This window comes from Pedobacter insulae (assembly GCF_900113525.1).
Lineage (GTDB): Bacteria > Bacteroidota > Bacteroidia > Sphingobacteriales > Sphingobacteriaceae > Pedobacter > Pedobacter insulae.
The window spans coordinates 278,564-298,374 of sequence record NZ_FOPP01000004.1; the positions used below are offsets into that span (position 1 = coordinate 278,564).

At 35.9% G+C, this 19,811-nt stretch carries 14 protein-coding genes and 1 tRNA gene; 9 read left to right on the forward strand and 6 right to left on the reverse strand.

Annotated features, from left to right (window positions below; all coding sequences use genetic code 11):
- Positions 1-3 precede the first annotated feature (3 nt).
- Complete coding sequence (locus tag BM207_RS08580) at positions 4-321, reverse strand: Mpo1-like protein (protein ID WP_090993334.1); 318 nt, start codon at positions 319-321, stop codon at positions 4-6.
- A gap of 41 nt (positions 322-362) precedes the next feature.
- On the opposite strand from BM207_RS08580, the gene BM207_RS08585 reads away from it, so the two are divergent.
- Positions 363-1,619, forward strand: coding sequence for a carboxypeptidase-like regulatory domain-containing protein (locus BM207_RS08585; RefSeq protein WP_090993165.1), 1,257 nt, complete (start codon positions 363-365; stop codon positions 1,617-1,619).
- Here BM207_RS08585 and BM207_RS08590 read toward each other — a convergent pair.
- Positions 1,607-2,242 carry an HAD family hydrolase gene (locus tag BM207_RS08590; RefSeq protein ID WP_090993166.1) on the reverse strand — a complete coding sequence of 212 codons (636 nt, stop codon included), beginning with the start codon at positions 2,240-2,242 and terminating at the stop codon, positions 1,607-1,609. The genes BM207_RS08585 and BM207_RS08590 overlap by 13 nt on opposite strands.
- 192 nt (positions 2,243-2,434) lie before the next feature.
- On the opposite strand from BM207_RS08590, the gene BM207_RS08595 reads away from it, so the two are divergent.
- A tRNA-Ile gene (locus BM207_RS08595) sits at positions 2,435-2,508 on the forward strand.
- A gap of 487 nt (positions 2,509-2,995) precedes the next feature.
- Here the strand turns inward: BM207_RS08595 and BM207_RS08600 are convergent.
- The 3 genes from BM207_RS08600 to BM207_RS08610 all read right to left on the reverse strand — a co-directional run bounded on the left by BM207_RS08600 (position 2,996) and on the right by BM207_RS08610 (position 6,371).
- Entirely contained in the window at positions 2,996-3,523 is a 528-nt protein-coding gene (locus BM207_RS08600; protein ID WP_090993167.1) for a hypothetical protein, read from the reverse strand.
- Positions 3,520-5,826: a patatin-like phospholipase family protein gene (locus tag BM207_RS08605; RefSeq protein WP_090993168.1), complete on the reverse strand. Its 2,307-nt coding sequence runs from the start codon at positions 5,824-5,826 to the stop codon at positions 3,520-3,522. Before BM207_RS08605 ends, BM207_RS08600 begins: the two co-directional genes overlap by 4 nt.
- A gap of 62 nt (positions 5,827-5,888) precedes the next feature.
- On the reverse strand, positions 5,889-6,371 hold the full coding sequence (locus BM207_RS08610) for a TspO/MBR family protein (protein ID WP_090993169.1): 483 nt from the start codon (positions 6,369-6,371) through the stop codon (positions 5,889-5,891).
- A 224-nt stretch (positions 6,372-6,595) separates the two neighbouring features.
- Between BM207_RS08610 and BM207_RS08615 the strand changes: the two genes are divergently transcribed.
- Genes BM207_RS08615 through BM207_RS08635 form a run of 5 tightly spaced genes read left to right on the forward strand, consistent with a single transcriptional unit; the run spans position 6,596 to position 16,764 of the window.
- Positions 6,596-7,813, forward strand: a complete 1,218-nt coding sequence (locus BM207_RS08615; RefSeq protein WP_317040293.1) for a Pycsar system effector family protein — start codon at positions 6,596-6,598, stop codon at positions 7,811-7,813.
- A 1-nt stretch (position 7,814) separates the two neighbouring features.
- Positions 7,815-9,881, forward strand: a complete 2,067-nt coding sequence (gene ppk1, locus BM207_RS08620) for a polyphosphate kinase 1 (RefSeq protein WP_090993170.1) — start codon at positions 7,815-7,817, stop codon at positions 9,879-9,881.
- Between the two features lie 28 nt (positions 9,882-9,909).
- Positions 9,910-10,752, forward strand: a complete 843-nt coding sequence (locus BM207_RS08625; RefSeq protein ID WP_245768060.1) for an SdiA-regulated domain-containing protein — start codon at positions 9,910-9,912, stop codon at positions 10,750-10,752.
- A 3-nt stretch (positions 10,753-10,755) separates the two neighbouring features.
- On the forward strand, positions 10,756-14,346 hold the full coding sequence (locus tag BM207_RS08630) for a BamA/TamA family outer membrane protein (protein WP_090993171.1): 3,591 nt from the start codon (positions 10,756-10,758) through the stop codon (positions 14,344-14,346).
- A 12-nt stretch (positions 14,347-14,358) separates the two neighbouring features.
- A complete protein-coding gene (locus BM207_RS08635) occupies positions 14,359-16,764 on the forward strand; it encodes a hypothetical protein (RefSeq protein ID WP_090993172.1) in 2,406 nt (801 codons plus the stop codon).
- A 16-nt stretch (positions 16,765-16,780) separates the two neighbouring features.
- Here BM207_RS08635 and ku read toward each other — a convergent pair whose 3' ends face one another.
- Positions 16,781-17,551 carry a non-homologous end joining protein Ku gene (gene ku, locus BM207_RS08640; protein ID WP_090993173.1) on the reverse strand — a complete coding sequence of 257 codons (771 nt, stop codon included), beginning with the start codon at positions 17,549-17,551 and terminating at the stop codon, positions 16,781-16,783.
- A 70-nt stretch (positions 17,552-17,621) separates the two neighbouring features.
- On the opposite strand from ku, the gene BM207_RS08645 reads away from it, so the two are divergent.
- Together BM207_RS08645 and BM207_RS08650 are read left to right on the forward strand one after the other, a co-directional pair.
- The gene (locus BM207_RS08645) at positions 17,622-18,605 is read left to right on the forward strand and encodes an aldo/keto reductase (protein ID WP_090993174.1); all 984 of its coding nucleotides are present in this window, start codon (positions 17,622-17,624) and stop codon (positions 18,603-18,605) included.
- A 37-nt stretch (positions 18,606-18,642) separates the two neighbouring features.
- Positions 18,643-19,809, forward strand: coding sequence for a PQQ-dependent sugar dehydrogenase (locus BM207_RS08650; RefSeq protein WP_090993337.1), 1,167 nt, complete (start codon positions 18,643-18,645; stop codon positions 19,807-19,809).
- The last annotated feature ends 2 nt before the right edge of the window (positions 19,810-19,811 follow it).

Below are 19,811 nucleotides of genomic sequence, written 5' to 3' on the forward strand. Positions count from 1 at the left end.
AATTTATTTTACCCTAAAGGGTTGGTTGCCCAGCAAAAGGTCAAAAAATAAAATGAAATCGCTTACCAAGCTGTAACCTGGATATTGAAAAGTGGCAGGCTTGTTTTTTTCGAAATAGAAATGCCCCACCCAAGCAAAGCCATATCCTATAAATGGGATCGCGACAAAGAAACGCCAATCATGAAAAAGTATAGCCCCAATTAAAGTTAAAATCACTAAGCCGGTACCTATAAAATGTAGCACTCTGCTTGTGAAATTTTGATGTTCAGTTAAATAAAATGGATAAAACTCTTTTAATGAAGCATATTTTTTTTGTTTCATATTCATTATATTTAAACGGTTCACCACAAATGTAGTTATCTATGAAATATTATTTATCATTCCTTATTTTTTTTATACCCTTATCTAGTGATGCACAGATTAAAATTTCAGGTAGGGTAGTTGATGAAATAACAAAACAGGGAATTGCAGGTGTATCTGTTTATATTAACAATACTACTTATGGAACGGAAACTGATCATAAAGGTAACTTTTCGTTTAACGCTATGCTTACTGGTGAGGCTACATTGATTCTTTCACATATTGCTTATGTTAGAAAAGTTCATGTATTAGATAACAGCCCCGTTGTGAATTTACATTTTGATCTCGACCCAAGCACCAATAAATTAAGTGAAGTAGTTGTGAGGGCTAAACCTAGTAAAGATCATATAACAAAGTGGTTTAATCTTTTTTACAGAGAGCTAATTGGAGAATATAAAAAAACGACGAACTGGTGTAAGATTAAGAACAAAGATTCTCTTTATTTTGACTTTGATTCTGAGACTAATAACCTCAAGGTCTTTGCAAAAGGGCCATTAATTATTGAGAATATCTTCTTGAATTATAAAATTAAGATTGACTTGGAACAATTCGAATATAATTTTACTACAAACGAAGTTATATTTAAGTATTATGCATTTTATGAAGAATTACCGCTGATGATATTGCCCAAAAATCAGATTAAAAAGAATAGAATCTTTGCCTATGAAGGTTCCAATATGCATTTTATGCGCGGTGTGTATTCAAAAACAATTGGATTAGATTTCTTCTATATATTCAAATATTCGGAAGTTAAAAACATGGAAAAACAAAGGGTTACTAAGATCTATCTGAAGAAAATGGCTGAAGCTTATGTTAAAGAAGAAAAACCTGATATTAGCTTACCGCATCTTTTTTCGAGAGACACCGCTAAATATTATCAAGCTGTTTTAAAACAGGCCGACACTATAAGCGCTAAAACAAAAGAAATAGATTATAGATCGTTTATAAAAAGTGACCGTAGTTCAAGAACGGTGAATGTTAATTTTGCGGACACAATATTAATTCAATATGATGTAAATAAATTGAATAATGAGGAGCAATTTTCAGCAAGGATTAGCAGTAGTAAAGCACGTGTGACAGCTAAAAAGCCAGATTATAGATCCACTTATCTCTATTTTTTCAAAGCGGGTGGAGTAAATGTTCAACGAAGTGGTTATTACCCAGAGGCAAGTTTGTTCATGTATGGCGATATGCCTGAAAGAAGGATTGGGATCTCGTTGCCTTATGATTTTGATTTAGAAAAAATCTATAGTAAATGATGATGTATTAAAAACTCTTTTAACTTTTCTGGATGGACATCCATTAGTAAAGTACGAAGACCTGCGTTTTTTGCACCTTCAATATGCTGTGGACTATCATCGATAAATAAAGTTTCTTTTGGGTTTAGGTTATTTTCTTTAATCACTTGTTCGAAAATAGGAAGGTTTGGTTTACGCAAGCGCATTTGCTGAGAGAAATATGCCTTTTCAAAAAGGTTATCGTAATTCTCGATTTCGAAGGTTGTTTTGAGGTAATTGGTTATCCAGTTATAGTGGATTTCGTTATTGTTGCTTAGTAAAAATGTACGGTATTTATTTTTTACCTCCATTAAAACTTCATGATTATTGCCTGAAACCCCAATGAGTAAACTGTTCCATGCATCATCAATGTCTTCGTCTTTTAGCTTGATATTTGAAGCAGCAGCTCTTATACCTTCTCTAAATTGAAGAGGTGTAATAGTTGCGGTTTCGAAGTCATCAAATAAAGGATTATGACTTTTATGTGCAAAAAATCTTTCAACATTGTTTATCCCCAATCGTTCAAATGCTTGTTGTGCCCTTGTAAAATTAATTTCGAAGATTACATTTCCGTAATCGAAGATGATATTTTTAATATTGTTCATGTTAACCGCAAATATAGGCTTTTGATTGATTTCTGTTATTTGGTTAATTAAGGTCAGAGGATTCAATCTTTTTTATTCTCAATCAACGGATTAAGTATTTTTTGATTGTTTTTTTAATTTTTCCGATAAAAGAGTTTCCAAAATTGCTCGAAAATAGCTAACATTGCAACGCAAAACCAATATCGGTTTTCTGCGCCTATAGCTCAGTTGGTTAGAGTAGAAGACTCATAATCTTTTGGTCCCTGGTTCGAGCCCAGGTGGGCGCACAAAAAGCACTTACGAAAGTAGGTGTTTTTTTTTTGCCCTCTCTTGCTGGGAGTGATTCAAATACAATTTTTATTAATCATAATTTTAAGCGCACTTTGTAGAATTGGTAGCATTTAGCAAGGCAGTCTTTCCTATATTACATGAGCGATGTAGGGGAACAGGGAAGTGTTATTTGAAAACTGAATTTAAAATAGAAAGCCTTAACTGGTGAGATTAAGGCTTTCTGTTTAAGATTATGGTTTTTATGATATTAAAAGTATAAAACAAATCTATGATATTTTTATATTAAATTCATATTATCTTTAGATAAAATTGCATTTTTATAGTTAACAATTTGTTTTTTATAGCCTGCCATATAGATAAATACACTTTTTTAGTGGAAAAAAAAACCTAAGGTTATTTTTTTTTGACCTTTTTTTCCGCTAAAAGGAGTTTAAACATTCATTTTCTCAACGTTAACGTTTCCATTTACGCACGAAAAAGGCGCTAAACTAGATTCTTTAAATAGTCAAAAGTTGTCTCAAAAAAGGTACCGATATTCAGACCGTTGCTGTGGTTAAAATAAATAAATATCAATAATAAGATAACGGCAATATAGATGAATTTTTTAAAAGCAAAGGCAAGAATAATAATAATCAATGGTATGATGATTAAGAAAATTCGACTAATTGTGAACGGATTTAAATTGCCCTCTTTTTTGTATACATAAAGCAGTTTTCCATGTGTCCCGTTATCATTTTGATGTTTAATATAGACGAAAGTCGATTTATCAATTTGTAAGGGCAAAATTCCTACGCCATTATTGAATGTTATTTCCTGTGTAAAACCACTTATGGCGAAAGTATACACCCCATTAATCGTTTCCAGAGGATTATTCAGGGAATCTGCCGCTATAATTGCTAGTTTGCTGTTTTTTAATAAGCTCTCTTTCACAAAAAAATTATTGATAGCAGCATTTTGCGCAAAGGTATGCGTTAGGCAAAAGCATAATAAGGCTAGGTAAATGTATCTCATTCTATAGATCTTTTATTATAAATTAAATATCCTAAATGTAATAAAATACCATTTCTCTTAATGGCATCATCGTATAAATTATAGCTTAAACTAATTGGTCCCACAGGCGTATGATATACCAAACCAGCGGTACCTGCATAATGCCATTTGCTAAAAGGAAGGTCATACCCAACACCCACTGGTGCCTGCTGGATAAATTCCTTATGAGCTGAAAATAAATAGCCCTCTATTCTTAAGTCAAAATTCTTCTTAAGATAGAAAATATTCTTCAATCCGCCAGCTACATAACTTGTGGCTCTAAAATTATGTAAAAATAACGATCTACTATCCTGCAATGGATAAAAGGCAGGAGCTGAAAGCAGAGATGAATAATAATTTCTAAACAATGGTTGGTTAGAGATCACGCCTTCAGCTAGATAACCTAGTGTATATTTTTTGGTATGAAGAAAATAATGTTCATCACTTATCTTTATATAGGCCCAGTTTCTAAACTTTCTGAATATACCTGGTTGGCTCGCCAGCGTACGATAACTATTTCCCGGAACATAATTTTCTTTTCCTGAAGTATAATTAATACTGAATAAAAAATTTTGACCAGTAGATGCATATTGCTTTCTATTTAAGGAATTCTTTTCAAACAGCAAACTTGTTCTAAAACCATTAAATACCGTCCGATCTAAAATGTCACCGACAGCGAAGGAATTTGTCGGACTATAATTATCACTATTATTGATAAATGAAGTGATTAGAGAAATTCTAGCGTTTTTGTTCAGTGGGAAACCCATTTTTAAATCAACCTTTCTATCTGCTTGTTCAATATAGGTTGGATGGGGGTTTTCTATAAAAATTTCGCTGGTATTATAATAGTTCCAATGGTTATAGGTAAACTCTGCTGCTAAAAATAGGGGTAAGCCAGAGGGGTAATCTACACGACCATTTAATTGTACGGATTCATAAAAGCGGCCAGAATAGAAATTTGTACTAAACGTGTAGGCTCTTTTATTCAGATAATTATACTGGAGACCGAGGTACACGTTACTAATTGGTCTCGAAGAGATATTACCTCCAAAATCAATTTTAAAGCTTTTCTTTGGCTGGGCCACAATTTCGAAATTATAACTATCGGTTAATTGATGATAGGTGATTTTTGGATAGACAGTTTCAAAGGTTTCGTCGGCCACCAATTTATAATAACCTTGCTTAATGTCCGCCAAATTAAAGGTTGATTGGTCACTTTTGAACAAGCGTTCTATGTATTTTTTTTGCTGACTATTTACCCCTGAGACAATTATAGTATTGAAAATAAGATTTGGCTTCGACGAATTGAATTCAAGTCGTTTTAAGTCGAGTTGATATTTGCTTACCCGTTTTGTAATCGACTTTTTTATTTTCTCCATATCTGCTATGGTAGCCTCATATCCTTTTTGAATGAGTTGTGCAACAGGCGCAAAGTTTGTGGTGTTAAAATCTGCCAATTCAGGTTGGATGTATATTCCGTTTGGACCGATAAGTGTGGAATCAGATTTGGAAAGAAACATGTAGACCAAAAAGCGGTTCATTAATCGATCGTCATCCTTTGGATACTCATTGAAGATTTTGGAAGAAACATTGGCACCGATGATGATATCAGGTTTAAATTCTTCTTTCATTACATCAGCCGGGAAGTTGTTATATAGACCCCCATCAAAAACATATTTATCTTCCAACTTGATTGGACGGTAAACCAATGGAACAGTCATGGTAGCCCGTACCGCTTCGGCTAAGCTGCCTTTGCCCACGGCAATACTGGTTTGAGATAAAACATCTGATACCATGCAGCGATAAGGGACAAATAGCTTGTCGAAATTGTCCTTAGCGCTAGATGATGCCTGAGAAAAAAGTTCTAGTAATGCAAAATTAAGTGGGATATCGTTCACCAGATTAGGTCTAAAACTAAGCCTCAAGCTTGTGTCGGCAGAAAGTTTAGCGGTCAATATAGATGCATTATTGTTGCTTTTTTGAAAGTAAAAACTATAATCGCTTTTATACCTGCCACTTACCCAATCCTGAAAATCTGTACTCAAAGCAATTTCTTCCATTTGTTTTGGAGAATAACCCGCAGCATACATGGCCCCAACGATTCCTCCCATCGAAGTACCGGTAATGTAATCTATAGGGATATTGTGCTCTTCTAATGCTTTAAGTATGCCGATATGTGCCAAACCTTTGGCACCACCACCACTTAAAACTAATCCTACTTTTTGCGCCTTAGCACAAAACGCTAAAAGAATAAATAGGATAGTAAAGAGGTTTTTGATAAACATTACGTATAAAAATATTGTTTTTCTTTCAATAACGTAATATTAGGTCGATTTATGACAAATTCCTAATTCAGCATGTAAATACTATAAGTTAGGTATGTTGCAAAACTCACCCATAATATATATGGAATATAAAGTAGTCCGGCAACTTTATGAATTCGATAGAATAAAATCGCATTCATAACCAGGAATATCCATAAAACCCCAATCTCTATCAAAGCGAAACCGATTTGTTGTAAGTAGAAGAACAAAAAGGACCACATTAAGTTTAATATCAGCTGTAGAATATATATCAATATGGCTCTATTGTAACCAGCAGCAGTTTTCCTTTGTTTCCAAACCAAATAAGAAGCAATTCCCATCAAGATATATAAGGTAGTCCACACCGGACCGAAAATGTTGTTGGGCGGATTAAATGATGGCTTATTTAAAGTGGTATACCAGGTCTTAACCGATTCGAAGGTGAAGAAACTTCCTAAAGCACCAACTGCTAATGGGATAAGGAGACAGATGATAAAGGGAAGAATCTGAAATTTTTTAGATGTCATATGTTTACGGGTTAATGGAAGCATAACAAAAATTTATCCAACATGTTTATTTTATTTCATACTGATTTACAGGTAACTAAACACTTCTATATGTTTGCTTCAGTGACCTGTAAAACAAATCTCATTTTATAAAGTTATTGATATGCGATGAATAAATATTTAGTATCTTTCGTAAATATGTAATGCGTTACTTAGAAATGTAATTTATTACGTTTTTTAATTATATGGCTAAAATAAACTATAAGCAACAATTAGAAGAAGTTAAAAACTTCGTCCTAGATTACTTCCATACCCGGCATGATGCAAAATTAGTTTATCACAACTTAGATCATACTCAAGGTGTGGTAAATGCGACTATGCAAATTGCAAATCATTATCAACTAAACGATAAAGATTTTTTCATCGTCTGTGCTGGAGCTTGGTTTCATGATACCGGGTACTTCGAAGATATCCAAAATCACGAACAAAAAGGAGCGGAAATCGCAATTGAATTTCTTAAAAAACAAGATATCCCTGCAGATGTGCGCGATTCGGTAATGCAAGTTATTTTGGCTACTAAAATGCCACAACGGCCGACGAATTTGCTGGAGAATATTATCTGCGATGGAGATCTTTTTCATTTAGGAACCGAAGAATTTACTGAAAAGCGGAAACTGATGCATAAAGAGCTTGCTTTGCTCTATCAAATAGACAGTAATAAGAAAGAATGGAGATTGCGAGATGTTCAATTTTTGGAAAGTCAACATTATCACACGGATTATTGCGAATTATTGCTAGGTGATCAAAAGCAGAAAAATATTGATAAGCTTAAGAGTAAGCTAAAAGGAGAAATGAGCGCTGTGAACGTAGTAGATGAGGGTACAGTGGTTAAGGAAGAAAAATTGCTAAGTAAGAAAGACAAAAAACGACCTGACAAAGGTATAGAAACTATGTTTCGTATTACCTCATCAAACAACCAGCGATTAAGTGATATGGCCGACAATAAGGCTCAGTTATTAATTACCGTTAATTCCATCATTTTATCATTAATTGTGAGTTTGGTTCTTAGGAGACTGGAAGATAATGCATTTTTAATTGTGCCTACCTTTATTCTTTTGATGGTAAGTTTGGGGGCTATTATTTTCTCCATTTTAGCCACACGCCCATCTATACCGGACGGTATTTTTTCAGATAATGATTTGGAACGTAAAAAAGTGAATTTGCTCTTTTTTGGCAACTTTTATAAAATGGCACTAAGCGATTATTCTAAAGGAATGATAAAGGTGATGAACGACAATGAATTTTTATATGGTACGCTTATTACTGATGTATATTCTCAGGGGGTTGTATTGGGACGTAAATATAAGTTAATCCGCATCGCTTACAATATCTTTATGTTTGGACTTATTGCAGCGGTTTTTGCTTACATTATTTCTTATATCGCCTACGGTAAACTTTCTTAAAATGTTGGATTCGAAAATTGAAGACGTTTTTCACCAAAGAGATTTAAGTTGGCTTTCCTTTAACGAGAGAGTATTGCTGGAGGCTACCGATAAACATGTCCCTTTATTAGAACGGATTAAGTTTTTGTCTATTTACTCCTCTAACCTGGATGAATTTTATCGGGTAAGAATGCCTGTTTTATTAGCCTTAGCTAAATTAAGTAAGAAGGAGAAAAATCATATTGCCTTACCAGAGGGTTTATTAACCACAGCTAATCAAACTATTCATCGTCATCAGCAGACATATGGTGAGATTTTAAGCAAGTCGATAATTCCTGAACTTCATAACCATCATATTAATTTTTTATATGGGATGCCAATTCCAGAAGATTTAACTGAGGAGACTAGTGGATATTTCCTTAGTCAGGTTTTAGCATTTTTACAACCCGTAACGCTTGATTCAAGAAAGTCAGATTTCTTCCCAAATAACAACGAGCTGTATTTTTTGATAACGCTTAACGCTGAAGAAAATGAAAGCGTTGTTATTTTAAATATTCCTTCAAACAATTTACCCCGGTTTTATAAGATTACCAAGAATGAGCAAACATTTATTGTTTTTCTGGATGACATTATTAGATATAACCTCCCGCTACTCTTCCCTGACGAGGAGATTACGGGTTGCTACAGCTTCAAAATTACCCGTACCGCTGAAATTGATTTAAAAGACGAATATTCTGGTAATTTAGCGGAACAAATAGAAAAGCAGTTGCAAAAGCGCGACTTTGGTTTAGCAACCCGATTTTTATATCAATCGGGTGCCGGAGAGCAGGTAATGGCTTTATTAATTGAAAAATTAAACTTGCAGAAAGCCAATCAAGTTGAAGGTGGTAGATATCACAATCTAAAAGATCTGTCAAGTTTTCCTGTTTACAACCCGGCACTGGAAAATGAAAGGTGGGCCCGTATAGCTTATCCACCATTGGCGAAGAACCAGCCACTATATCAACAAATTTTTAAGAAAGACATTCTTATTAATTCCCCATTTCAGGCGTATGACAGTGTTTTAAGATTCTTCAATGAAGCGGCTACAGATAAACAAGTTGAAGAAATTTATATCACACTTTACCGTGTTGCCAGCGACTCTAAAATTGTTAATGCATTGATTAGCGCTGCCAAAAACGGAAAAAAAGTCTTTGTTTTAGTAGAACTAAAAGCACGGTTTGATGAGGCTAATAATATCAAATGGGCTAAAAAAATGACTGAAGCAGGTGTAACGATAATTTATAGTGTTACTGCTTTAAAAGTTCATGCTAAAATAGCGTTAGTTAAGCGAAAAATTGCAACGCGGTCAGTCTATACAGGTTTATTGGCAACAGGCAATTTTAATGAAACGACGGCCAATTTTTATACAGACCATATTTTGATGACCTCGCATCCGGGCCTGATGCGTGAGATGGAGTTGCTCTTTATCTTTCTCGCTAAAAGGGTTAAACCAACCGATCCGAAATTAATTTCCTTTAACTATCTTTTCGTTGCCCAATTTAACTTACAAGAGCGATTCCTTGCGTTAATTGACCGGGAGATTGCACATGCAAAACAAGGTATTCCGGCTTCCATTGTTATCAAATTAAATAATCTAGAAGAAAAAACGATGATCAGTAAACTTTATGAAGCATCAAGAACGGGCGTGAAAATAAGGTTAATTATAAGGGGCATTTGCAGATTGGTAGCTGGTTTAAATGGAATGAGTGAAAACATTATTGTTACAAGGATTGTTGATCGCTATTTAGAGCATGGCAGGATATTTGTCTTTGAGAATGGAGGGGAAGAGGAGATTTATATGGGATCTGCCGATTGGATGAATAGAAATATTTATCGGAGAATTGAAGTATGCTTCCCGGTTTTTGATGAAGATATCAAAAAAGAGATAAAATCTATGCTCAATCTCCAGCTGACAGATAATGTTAAGGCCGTAACAATAAATGACAAAATGATTAATATTCCTACTGTAACAAAAGGGGAGGTTAATCAATCCCAATATCGTATCTATGAATTATTAAAAAGTAAAGCCGATGGTGAATATAACTAAACATAACAAGCACATTTTAATTATCGCCATGTTATCAATCTCAGTAACATTTATAGCGGTGTCTTGCATAGGTAAAAATGACAAAGCTTTGGCGTTACCACCAGGATATAATTTAAACAATCCCCAGAAATACAGTATGCCCGATATTTTACAGGAAATTTCGGGTATCGCTTTTAATAAAGGAGACAATACATTTGTGTATGCCCAACAAGATGAAGATGGTAAGCTTTTTAAATTACCGCTTGGGTCTAAGGACGAAACTGTTACCAAGTTTGCCGGAAAGGGGGATTATGAAGATGTTTCTGTGATCAATAATTGGGTAATTTTACTTAAAAGCAATGGCGATCTATTCTCATTTCCATTGAGTGAAACGAAAAATGAAAGTACAGGAATGGTAAAAGAAAATACAGGTTTAGTGCCTAAAGGTGAATACGAAGGAATGTTTGCTGATGAGGCAACTGGCAACGTCTATTTATTATGTAAGAACTGCAAGACAGATAAAGGCAGCAAATTAACAAGTGGTTACGTATTTGCTTTTAATAATAATGGCACATTCAAAGCGAAAGGAACCTTTAAAATTAATGCCAGCAAAATAGATAATTTAACAGGTAAAAAGAAAGGGACTTTCCATCCCTCAGCCTTAGCAATAAATCCCTTAACTAAGGAATGGTATATTATTTCGTCAGTTAATAAAGTTCTGGTTGTTTTAGATTCAAAATGGGGAATTAAAAATGCTTATCATTTAAGTTCTAATACCTTTAATCAACCCGAAGGAATTGCATTTGACAAACAGGGGAACCTCTATATATCTAATGAAGGGAGCGAGACTCAGGTTGGAAATATTTTAAGGTTTGACTATAAAAAGAAATAAAGTATGATAGGAAGATTACTTTTTACAATATGTTTTTGCCTTTCAATGGGAGCGTATGCACAGGATTCCGTTAAATATAGGGTAATTTTAATTGGTGATGCAGGCGAAATGAATGACGGCCAGAAAGAATCGCTTAAGAACGCAGCAAAACATGTAATTAAAGGTAAAACAACGACACTTTATTTGGGTGACAATATCTACCCTGTTGGCATGGCCATACCTGGATATGGAGATTTTGCCGAAACTTCAAAGATATTGCAATCTCAGTTTAAACCCATGCGTGATGCTGGATCTGCAGTTTATTTTATCCCTGGTAATCACGATTGGGATCAGTCAGGACCAAGAGGGCTTGCTAGAATTCAGGCACAAAGCGACTACCTAGCTTCATTTAACGATCCGCTTCTGAAATTGATTCCCGCGAATGGTTGTCCAGATCCCGTTGCTATTAACCTTACGGATCGGTTAACCGTTATAGCGTATGATAGCGAATGGTGGCTTTTCCCTTACAACAAGGCTAATCCGGATTGCGATTGCCAAACTAAAGATGAAGTATTGCAGCGATTGGAAGACTTACTGGAACAAAACCGGAATAAGATTATTATCCTAGCTTCTCATCACCCGTTTCAGAGCTATGGAGCACATGGTGGTTATTTTACGCTACGAAACCATTTGTTGCCTTTAACTTTACTAAATCATAATCTTGTTATTCCCTTACCCGTAATAGGCTCGATCTATCCGTTTTTGAGATCAACCTTGTTAAGCCCGGAAGATCTTAATCACCCGCGCTACAAGGACATGATTAAGAGCATAAATGCGATTTTTGGTGAAAAACCCAATGTTATTTATGCTGCTGGCCATGAACATGGTCTCCAGTTTATTAAGAGTGATCAGCTTCAGATTGTAAGCGGCTCTGGTGCCAAGATTACCGCAAACAAAAAAGGTAAGAATTCGTTGTTTCAGGAAGAAAGGCAGGGTTATGTGATTGCTGATCAATTGATTAATAACAATATGAGATATAAATATTTTATATATGCTGATACAGGTGTTAAGGAGGTGTTCAGTTACACGCAATCTTATAAGGAACTGGCAGCGAAACAGGTTAATGAATTTAAGGTAATCAAGAGTGATAGCATTAGCGTGAAGGTTCACCCATCTTATGATAGTGTTGGTCGATTTCATCGCTTTCTTTTTGGAGAGAACTACCGAAAAGATTATGCGATGGAAACCAAATTTCCAGTGTTGAGAATTTCAGAACTTAAGGGCGGTCTAAAACCTACGAAATTAGGGGGGGGTAATCAGTCTAAATCATTACGTTTAGAAGATAAGAACGGTAAGGAATGGGTGTTACGCAGTGTTGAGAAATTTCCAGAAGTATTATTGCCGAAGGGCCTTAGAGAAACTTTCGCAAAGGATATCATTAAGGATAATATGTCGGCACAACATCCATTTGGCGCATTAATAGTTCCTACCTTGGCAAAAGCCGTCGACGTACCTCATACTACTCCGATTATTGGTTGGGTATCTCCTGATCCGGCTTTGGGAGATTATATGACGGCTTTCGCAAATACCCTTTGCTTATTTGAAGAGCGCGAACCATTAGGCGATTCAGACAATACGGGTAAGATGTTTAAAAAGTTGGACGAAGATAATGACAATACTTACGATGGTGAATCATTGTTGAGAGCAAGGGCTTTAGATGTTATGATAGGAGATTGGGACAGACATGAAGATCAGTGGAGATGGTATCCTGAAAAGACAGAGAAGGGCAAAAGGTACATTGCCGTTCCACGAGATCGCGATATGGTTTTCTACAGCACTGATGGTTTCGTACAACGGTATGCGCAATCGTCGTCGTTGTTGCCTATGATGCAGGGATATGAAAGAGAAATCAAAAATATAGATTGGTTTTTATGGGAGGGAAGAGCCATGAATAGCAGGTTGATGTCTCAGTTTACTGAAAAGGAATGGGATAAAGTTATTCAGGAGTTTTGTGCACAATTAACTGATGAGGTGTTCGAAAAGGCTTTAAAGCAATTACCTGAACCAAATTATAGTCTACGTCATGATCAGTTCTTGCTACGTTTGAAAGAACGAAGAGCCTCCCTTCCCAAATTAATGAACGATTACTATCATTTCTTCAATCGTATTGTGGACATCCAAACTAGTCATAAAAATGAGAAGGTATCCATAATAGATTCAGCAAATCAGCACTTGACGGTTAAAATTAATAAGATTTCGAAAGAAGGTAATATTAAGGAGGAGATGTTTAGCCGTACGTTTGATCCCGTTATCACCAAAGAAATCCGACTGTATGTAAAGGATGGTAACGATAGTCTTTATATAGACAATAAAACAGCTCCCATAAAGCTAAGGATTATCGCAGGAGGTGGCAGAAAAGTATATCAAATACCAAATGCTGAAAGAAGTATGCAGCTGTTTGGACGTAAAAATGGTAATTCTATTTTTACAGGAGATGATCAGGATAGGCTGCGTAAAAGGATGTCGGCAGATACTGCCAATGTAGGTTATTTAGGTAAAGATATGTACAGGAGAAGATCTTTGTTATTAAATGCAGGTTTTAATAACGATGACGGCCTATTACTAGGTTTGACTTATAAGATGACGAATCCTGGTTTTCGCAAACTACCTTATGGCAATTCGCATATTATCTCTTTTCTCCATGCTTTTTCCACTACTGCTTTTCGTTTTAATTATCGCGGCGATTGGTTAAAAGCTATTGGTAACGCAGATTTAATTGTTAAAGCCGATATATACGCACCAGATAATACACAAAACTTTTTTGGCGTTGGTAATGAAACGAAATATGAGGAAAGGATAAAGTATTATAGAGCTCGGTTTAATATTTATCAAATAGAACCAGCACTGAGGTGGCGTAGACCGAAATCGACCTTTAGCATAGGTCCCAGCTTCCAATTGTATAAATATGATATGGAAGATAATGAAGGTCGGATACTGACTATGCCGGCTCAATTGCATTCGAATGATAGTTTGACGGTGGGTCGGAATAAGTGGTATGGGGGCATAGTAGCTAACTTTATCAATAACACACGCGACAACGATATTTTACCGACATTAGGGAGTTATATAGATTTTAAGTGGTCCATTTTTAAAGCATTAAATCAGTATGCAAGTTCATTCGGACAATTTACCGGCGATATTGCCCTCTATAAAAATATAGATGGAAGAGCTAAATTTGTTTTAGCCGATCGTTTTGGAGGAGGTGTTACAATTGGTAAACCGGCATTTTATCAACATTTATTTTTGGGTGGACAAGGAAATTTACTTGGTTACAGGCAATTTAGATTTGCGGGAAATCATAGTTTCTATAATAATTTAGAGTTGAGAGCCAAACTGGGCGATTTCATTAGTTATGTGCTGCCAGGACAGGTAGGGTTAATCGGTTTTTATGATGTTGGAAGGGTTTGGGCGAATAATGAAAAATCAGACCAATGGCACCACGGCGTGGGCGGAGGGATGTATTTTTCACCAGCCTCGCTCGCTATTTTTAGGTTCGTAATGGGTAGATCTAATGAAGGATGGTATCCGTATGTATCAATGAGTTTTAGGTATTAAGAGGAAAAGGTTATGAATACAAGTGTTATCCAGATAAATAGAAATGAGTGTATAAGCTGTCAGGTAGAATCGACTTTGTCGTTTAGGCCATTAATTACCTATTTAAAAAGCAGGCTTAAAACCGAGCAGACTTTAAAAGCTGAATTTTATCGATTTTTACTGGAAAAGATTGACCGGGAAGAGGCTTTAAAAAACGATATCGATGTGGACGATCTGGTGCAATACAAAGATACTTTAGAACTTATTTATACCATATTGACCCCATTAATGGCTAATGAGAAAGATTTGCTATGGGCGTTGAGCACACCTGTGCCGGATAAGATCTTTTTTAGTACCGATGCCTTTTTCGATGTGCTCTCCTTACACGCTGAGCAGGAAAATTCAAAGAATGTAGAAAACGAGTTAAGTAAGGAAAAGCAACAGTTACAGTTTATTTATCGAATTATTTTAAACCGATTTTATAACTATACAACCATCCTCAAGAATGAGATCTTATATGCCTACATCAGTCCTGAAACTCAATTAACACAATATTACAATATTAATGCTGACACACAATTCATAGATATAACCTACGAAGGAGAGTTGCCCGAACTAAATTTTGAGGCAGTTACCTCAAAAATACAAGAGGGCAATGAAATAGCCTATTTACAAGAAATTATACCGCTTAGCAAATTTGAGTTTGACGGATTTACCGTAATATCATTAGCAGATGTAACCTTGCCGCATGCCATTGAAGGAATAAGAAGCGCATTGGTTAACCATACCTACGAAAATGAGGCTTATGAACATGTTATTCAAGCATTAAAAACACTGGCTGGCGATGGCAGGATTGAATTTGGTTTGCTCCCGTTTCTAATGGTAAATAACAAATTTGTGTTTGATAACGATAAAGAGTCTCAAAGCATTCTTATTAATTCTGGTAAAAAACATGAACTTCAGGAAGAGTTGTTTTATGCCTTAGTAGACGATTATAAAGACAATCCGAGACCTGTATTTTTTAATATTTTGACAGATGAGAAGATCCAACGCTTTCCTTTTCTTGATGTTTTGAGGAAAAACAACATTCGATCTTATTCGTTCTTCCCCATTTTCTATAATAATCAATTGGCAGGGGTAATGGAGATTTATTCTAAGCAAGATCTAGAAGTAGATGATAAGTTAATTTCAAGGTTGCATTCGGCTTTGCCACTGTTAGGACAGTTAATGCAATACCGTATTGAAGAATTTAATCTTCAAATGGACGAAGTATTGAAGGATAAATTTACCGCGTTGCAACCCTCTGTGCAATGGAAATTTAATGAAGTTGTGTGGAACTTTGTTAAAAAAAGCAAAGGAAAAAAGAAGGCACAGGAGATAGACACAGTTACCTTCAAGGGACTTTATCCGCTTTTTGGAGCGATTGATATTAGAAACTCAACAGTGGAGCGCAATTTTGCCCTGAAGGAGGATTTAAAGGTTCAGTTAGCAAAGCTTAGTGAGACCTTGACCTCATTGCGCCTGATAGTACATTTGGACTTGATAGATAAAATTTTATTTAACTGTAATGAATGGTTAAAGAAAATTGATGAATTTATAAGTTCTAGTGAGGAAGCATTATTAAATGAGTTTTTAGAATTAGAGGTTTACCCGATACTTACACATATTGAAAAGGGGCATGCCGATACTGCGGAAATTATTGGGAATTATTTTAAATTCATTAACCCAATTTATGGTGAAGCATTTGAACACAGAAGAACGCTGGAAACTTCCATGCAGTTTATAAACAATGCGGTAGGCGAATATTTGGAAGAGGCACAACAAACTTTGCAGTCTTCTTATCCTTGTTATTTTGCCAAATTTAGGACTGATGGGGTTGAATATGATATCTATATTGGTCAAGATATTGCCCCAGACCAACCTTTCGATCTGTTATACCTAAAAAATATACGTCTTTGGCAGTTAACAGCTATGGTAGAAGTAGCGAGATTAACGAATAGTTTGGTAAGTCAGATGCCGAGAGCGTTGTTAACTACCCAGTTAATTTTTATTCACTCAAACCCGATTGACATTAGTTTTAGGAATGATGAACGTAGGTTTGATGTAGAAGGGGCGTATAATATCAGGTATGAAGTGGTTAAAAAGAGAATCGATAAGGTACTAGTTAAAGGGACGTCCGAGCGTTTAACTCAGCCTGGAAAAATTTCATTAGTTTATTTTAATAATTACGAAGCCAACGAATACCGTGAATATATCAAATATTTACAAGAACAAGGCTTTTTACAGGATGACCTCGAAACATTAGATTTAGAAGAATTACAAGGTGTGAGCGGCTTAAAAGCACTTCGTGTTGGGGTTAATTACATGTCGTGCGATTTTTTTGACGAGCAATGGACCAAGATCAAAAGTTCTATTAAGAAAAAAGCTGTGATACACTAGCAAATTGAAAACAATGTTACGCCCTCTTTTTGCTACTCAAACTTTGCATCAATTGATCGTATAAGTCTTCGCTGCTTGTTTTTTGAGGTTTCATCTTTTTAACGACTACTCGTTTTCCTTTAGATTTAGCTTTGATGATCTTTAACAGTTCTCGGCTATACTCATCTTTGAAAGCGGTAATGTCAAAATCTGAGCTATATTGCTTGATAAGGGCCATTCCGACGTCCATTTCCTTTTTAGTGATCGTACTGGTATTTACCTTTTTAATGTCGGCCAGGCTTCTTATTTCTTCCTGAAATCTTATTTTAGTAATGACAATAACGTTTTCCAATGGATGAATGACACAAAGATTTTCAGTGCTTCTTAATACAAAGCGTGCTATACCTGCTTTTTTTGACTTTTCGAGTGCTTTTAGCAGCAAAGCGTATGCTTTGGTTCCTTGTTTTTCCGGCTCTGTATAATAGGAAGTTTCGTAGTAAATAGGATTAATATCTTTGATGTCAACAAAGTTTTCGAGTTCTATTATTTTGTTCTTTTCTGGAGCAGCTTCCTCGAAGTCATGGGGATCCAGTATTACATAGCTGTCTTTTAAAAGGTATCCCTTAACAATTTTTTCAAACGGCACTTCTTTACGGGTCTCGGCATTAATTCGCTGGAATTTAATTTTTGCATGATCCCGCTCATCCAGCATATCCAAGTCAAGATTGCTATTCTGTACCCCAGAATATAACTTTATAGGAATATTAACGAGGCCAAAGCCTATTGAACCTTTCCAAATTGATCTCATGATTAATAAACAAATATGGATTCGGAAAGTTTTTTAATTAAACTTGTAGCTCAAGACTAACAATAAAAAAATGAAATATAGATCGTTTAAAGACGTGCAGGTAGCAGATATCGGTTTAGGAACTTGGCAATTAGGAAGTGCAGAATGGGGTAACGTGGATGAAGAAATGGCCTTAAGTATTTTGCAGGCATATACCGACGCTGGAGGGAATTTTATCGACACCGCTGACATTTACGGAAGTGGATTAAGTGAAAAGTTAATAGGCAAGTTTTTAAAGACAGTAAATAAGGAAGTTTTCATTGCAACCAAGCAAGGGAGAAGGAGTGATGGAAATTACGGCTGGCCTCAGAATTTCAGTTATGACTCTATGAAACGACAAGCAGAGAGTTCGCTAGAAAATCTTGGACAAACGCAGCTATTTTTAGAACAACTACATTGTGTGCCACCTGTAGAACTAAAATCAGGTAAAGTATTTGATCACCTTCGTAAATTCCAAGATGAAGGAATAATTCGGTATTTTGGAGCAAGCGTGGAAACCACAGAAGAAGCTTTAGTTTGCTTAGAGCAAGAAGGTTTGGCTTCCTTGCAAATTATATTTAATTTGTTTAGGCAGCACGTTGCAGATGAGTTGTTCGAAAGAGCGGCTAAAAAAGGCGTTGCGCTTATTGTTCGAGTGCCATTAGCCAGCGGTTTGTTAAGTGGCAAATTTAAAGAGCATACTACTTTTGTAGATACGGATCATCGTAAGTTTAATGCCGATGGACAATCTTTCAATGCTGGAGAAACTTTCTCGGGGATTCAATTTAATGAAGGCATTCGGTTAACTCGAGAGATAGAAACTTTATTGCCGGACGAGCGCACGGCACAATGGGCTTTGAGATGGATATTAGACCACCCCCAGATAACCACAGTCATTCCGGGAGCCTCAAAAATTAACCAAGTAAATGGCAATGTAGCCGCTTCAGATTTAACACCACTAACTACTGCAACCCATCAAACTTTGCGAAAGCTATATGATGGTAAGATCAAAGAGCAGATTAGAGGACATTATTAAGAGTTCACAATTAATCATTTTTTTTTATCTTAAAGCCATGAAACAAGTTAATCCTATTAAAACTCGATTTTTAATGCTACTTGGTAGTACTGTTCTGTTAATTTCAGCTGCGCTGTTGATAAGTAGCAAGAAAATGACAAAGGAAAATGCTTCCAAATTGGATCTGACAGTAGAAACCATAGCGACCGGCTTAACCATGCCTTGGGCTACAGCTTTTTTACCCAATGGAGATATGTTAGTGACTGAGCGAGTGGGTAAATTAAGGTTAATTAAGGACGGGAAATTAGATCCCATTGAAATCACGGGCCTTCCGAAAATTTTATATCGCGGACAAGGTGGATTACTAGATGTAGTATTGCACCCTGATTATGCAAAAAATGGCTGGATTTATCTTAGTTATTCTTCACCAAAAGCCGATGGGGAAGAAGGACCTGATAATGGATCAAATACTGCCTTAATGCGGGCCAAACTTAAGGGCCATGCATTAACAGATGTTCAGGTGGTTTTCAAAGCGTTACCCAATGTACGCTCCTCGCCCCACTACGGTGGCAGGATAGTTTTTGATAATAAAGGATATCTCTTTTTATCCCTTGGCGAACGCGGAGAAAAAGATAATGCTCAGCAATTAAGTAAGGACCAGGGAAAAATTGTTCGCCTGCATGAAGATGGAAAAATTCCGACCGATAATCCCTTTGTCAATACGCCAGGTGCAAAACCCGAAATATGGAGCTACGGACATCGTAATCCACAAGGAATGGTAATGAATACATCAACTGGAGTGTTATGGGAGCATGAACATGGTCCGCAAGGCGGTGATGAACTAAATATCGTAGAAAAAGGAAAAAATTATGGTTGGCCATTGATCACCTTTGGGATAGATTACGATAATAGTATCATTTCAAAAGATACCGCTAGAGTTGGATTGGAACAACCAGTTCTTTATTGGAAGCCTTCCATAGCGCCTTGTGGCATGGATTTTATTACCAGCGACAAGTATAAGGGCTGGAAAGGAGACTTATTAGTAGGTTCTTTGAAGTTTAATTATCTCCAGCATTTGGTAGTCAAAGGAAATAAAGTATTAAGCAGAGAAATTATTTTAGAGAAAATCGGACGGGTAAGAGATATTCGTCAGGGACCAGATGGCTACATTTATGTGGTATTAGAAGATTCTGGTAAAATTGTGCGTGTTATTCCAAAAAGCTAATT

Bases quoted from the DNA above. Each gene is read 5' to 3' on its own strand.
- BM207_RS08580 (WP_090993334.1), bottom strand. From the start codon at position 321: ATGAAACAAAAAAAATATGCTTCATTAAAAGAGTTTTATCCATTTTAT.
- BM207_RS08585 (WP_090993165.1), top strand. From the start codon at position 363: ATGAAATATTATTTATCATTCCTTATTTTTTTTATACCCTTATCTAGT.
- BM207_RS08590 (WP_090993166.1), bottom strand. From the start codon at position 2,242: ATGAACAATATTAAAAATATCATCTTCGATTACGGAAATGTAATCTTC.
- BM207_RS08600 (WP_090993167.1), bottom strand. From the start codon at position 3,523: ATGAGATACATTTACCTAGCCTTATTATGCTTTTGCCTAACGCATACC.
- BM207_RS08605 (WP_090993168.1), bottom strand. From the start codon at position 5,826: ATGTTTATCAAAAACCTCTTTACTATCCTATTTATTCTTTTAGCGTTT.
- BM207_RS08610 (WP_090993169.1), bottom strand. From the start codon at position 6,371: ATGACATCTAAAAAATTTCAGATTCTTCCCTTTATCATCTGTCTCCTT.
- BM207_RS08615 (WP_317040293.1), top strand. From the start codon at position 6,596: ATGGCTAAAATAAACTATAAGCAACAATTAGAAGAAGTTAAAAACTTC.
- ppk1 (WP_090993170.1), top strand. From the start codon at position 7,815: ATGTTGGATTCGAAAATTGAAGACGTTTTTCACCAAAGAGATTTAAGT.
- BM207_RS08625 (WP_245768060.1), top strand. From the start codon at position 9,910: ATGTTATCAATCTCAGTAACATTTATAGCGGTGTCTTGCATAGGTAAA.
- BM207_RS08630 (WP_090993171.1), top strand. From the start codon at position 10,756: ATGATAGGAAGATTACTTTTTACAATATGTTTTTGCCTTTCAATGGGA.
- BM207_RS08635 (WP_090993172.1), top strand. From the start codon at position 14,359: ATGAATACAAGTGTTATCCAGATAAATAGAAATGAGTGTATAAGCTGT.
- ku (WP_090993173.1), bottom strand. From the start codon at position 17,551: ATGAGATCAATTTGGAAAGGTTCAATAGGCTTTGGCCTCGTTAATATT.
- BM207_RS08645 (WP_090993174.1), top strand. From the start codon at position 17,622: ATGAAATATAGATCGTTTAAAGACGTGCAGGTAGCAGATATCGGTTTA.
- BM207_RS08650 (WP_090993337.1), top strand. From the start codon at position 18,643: ATGAAACAAGTTAATCCTATTAAAACTCGATTTTTAATGCTACTTGGT.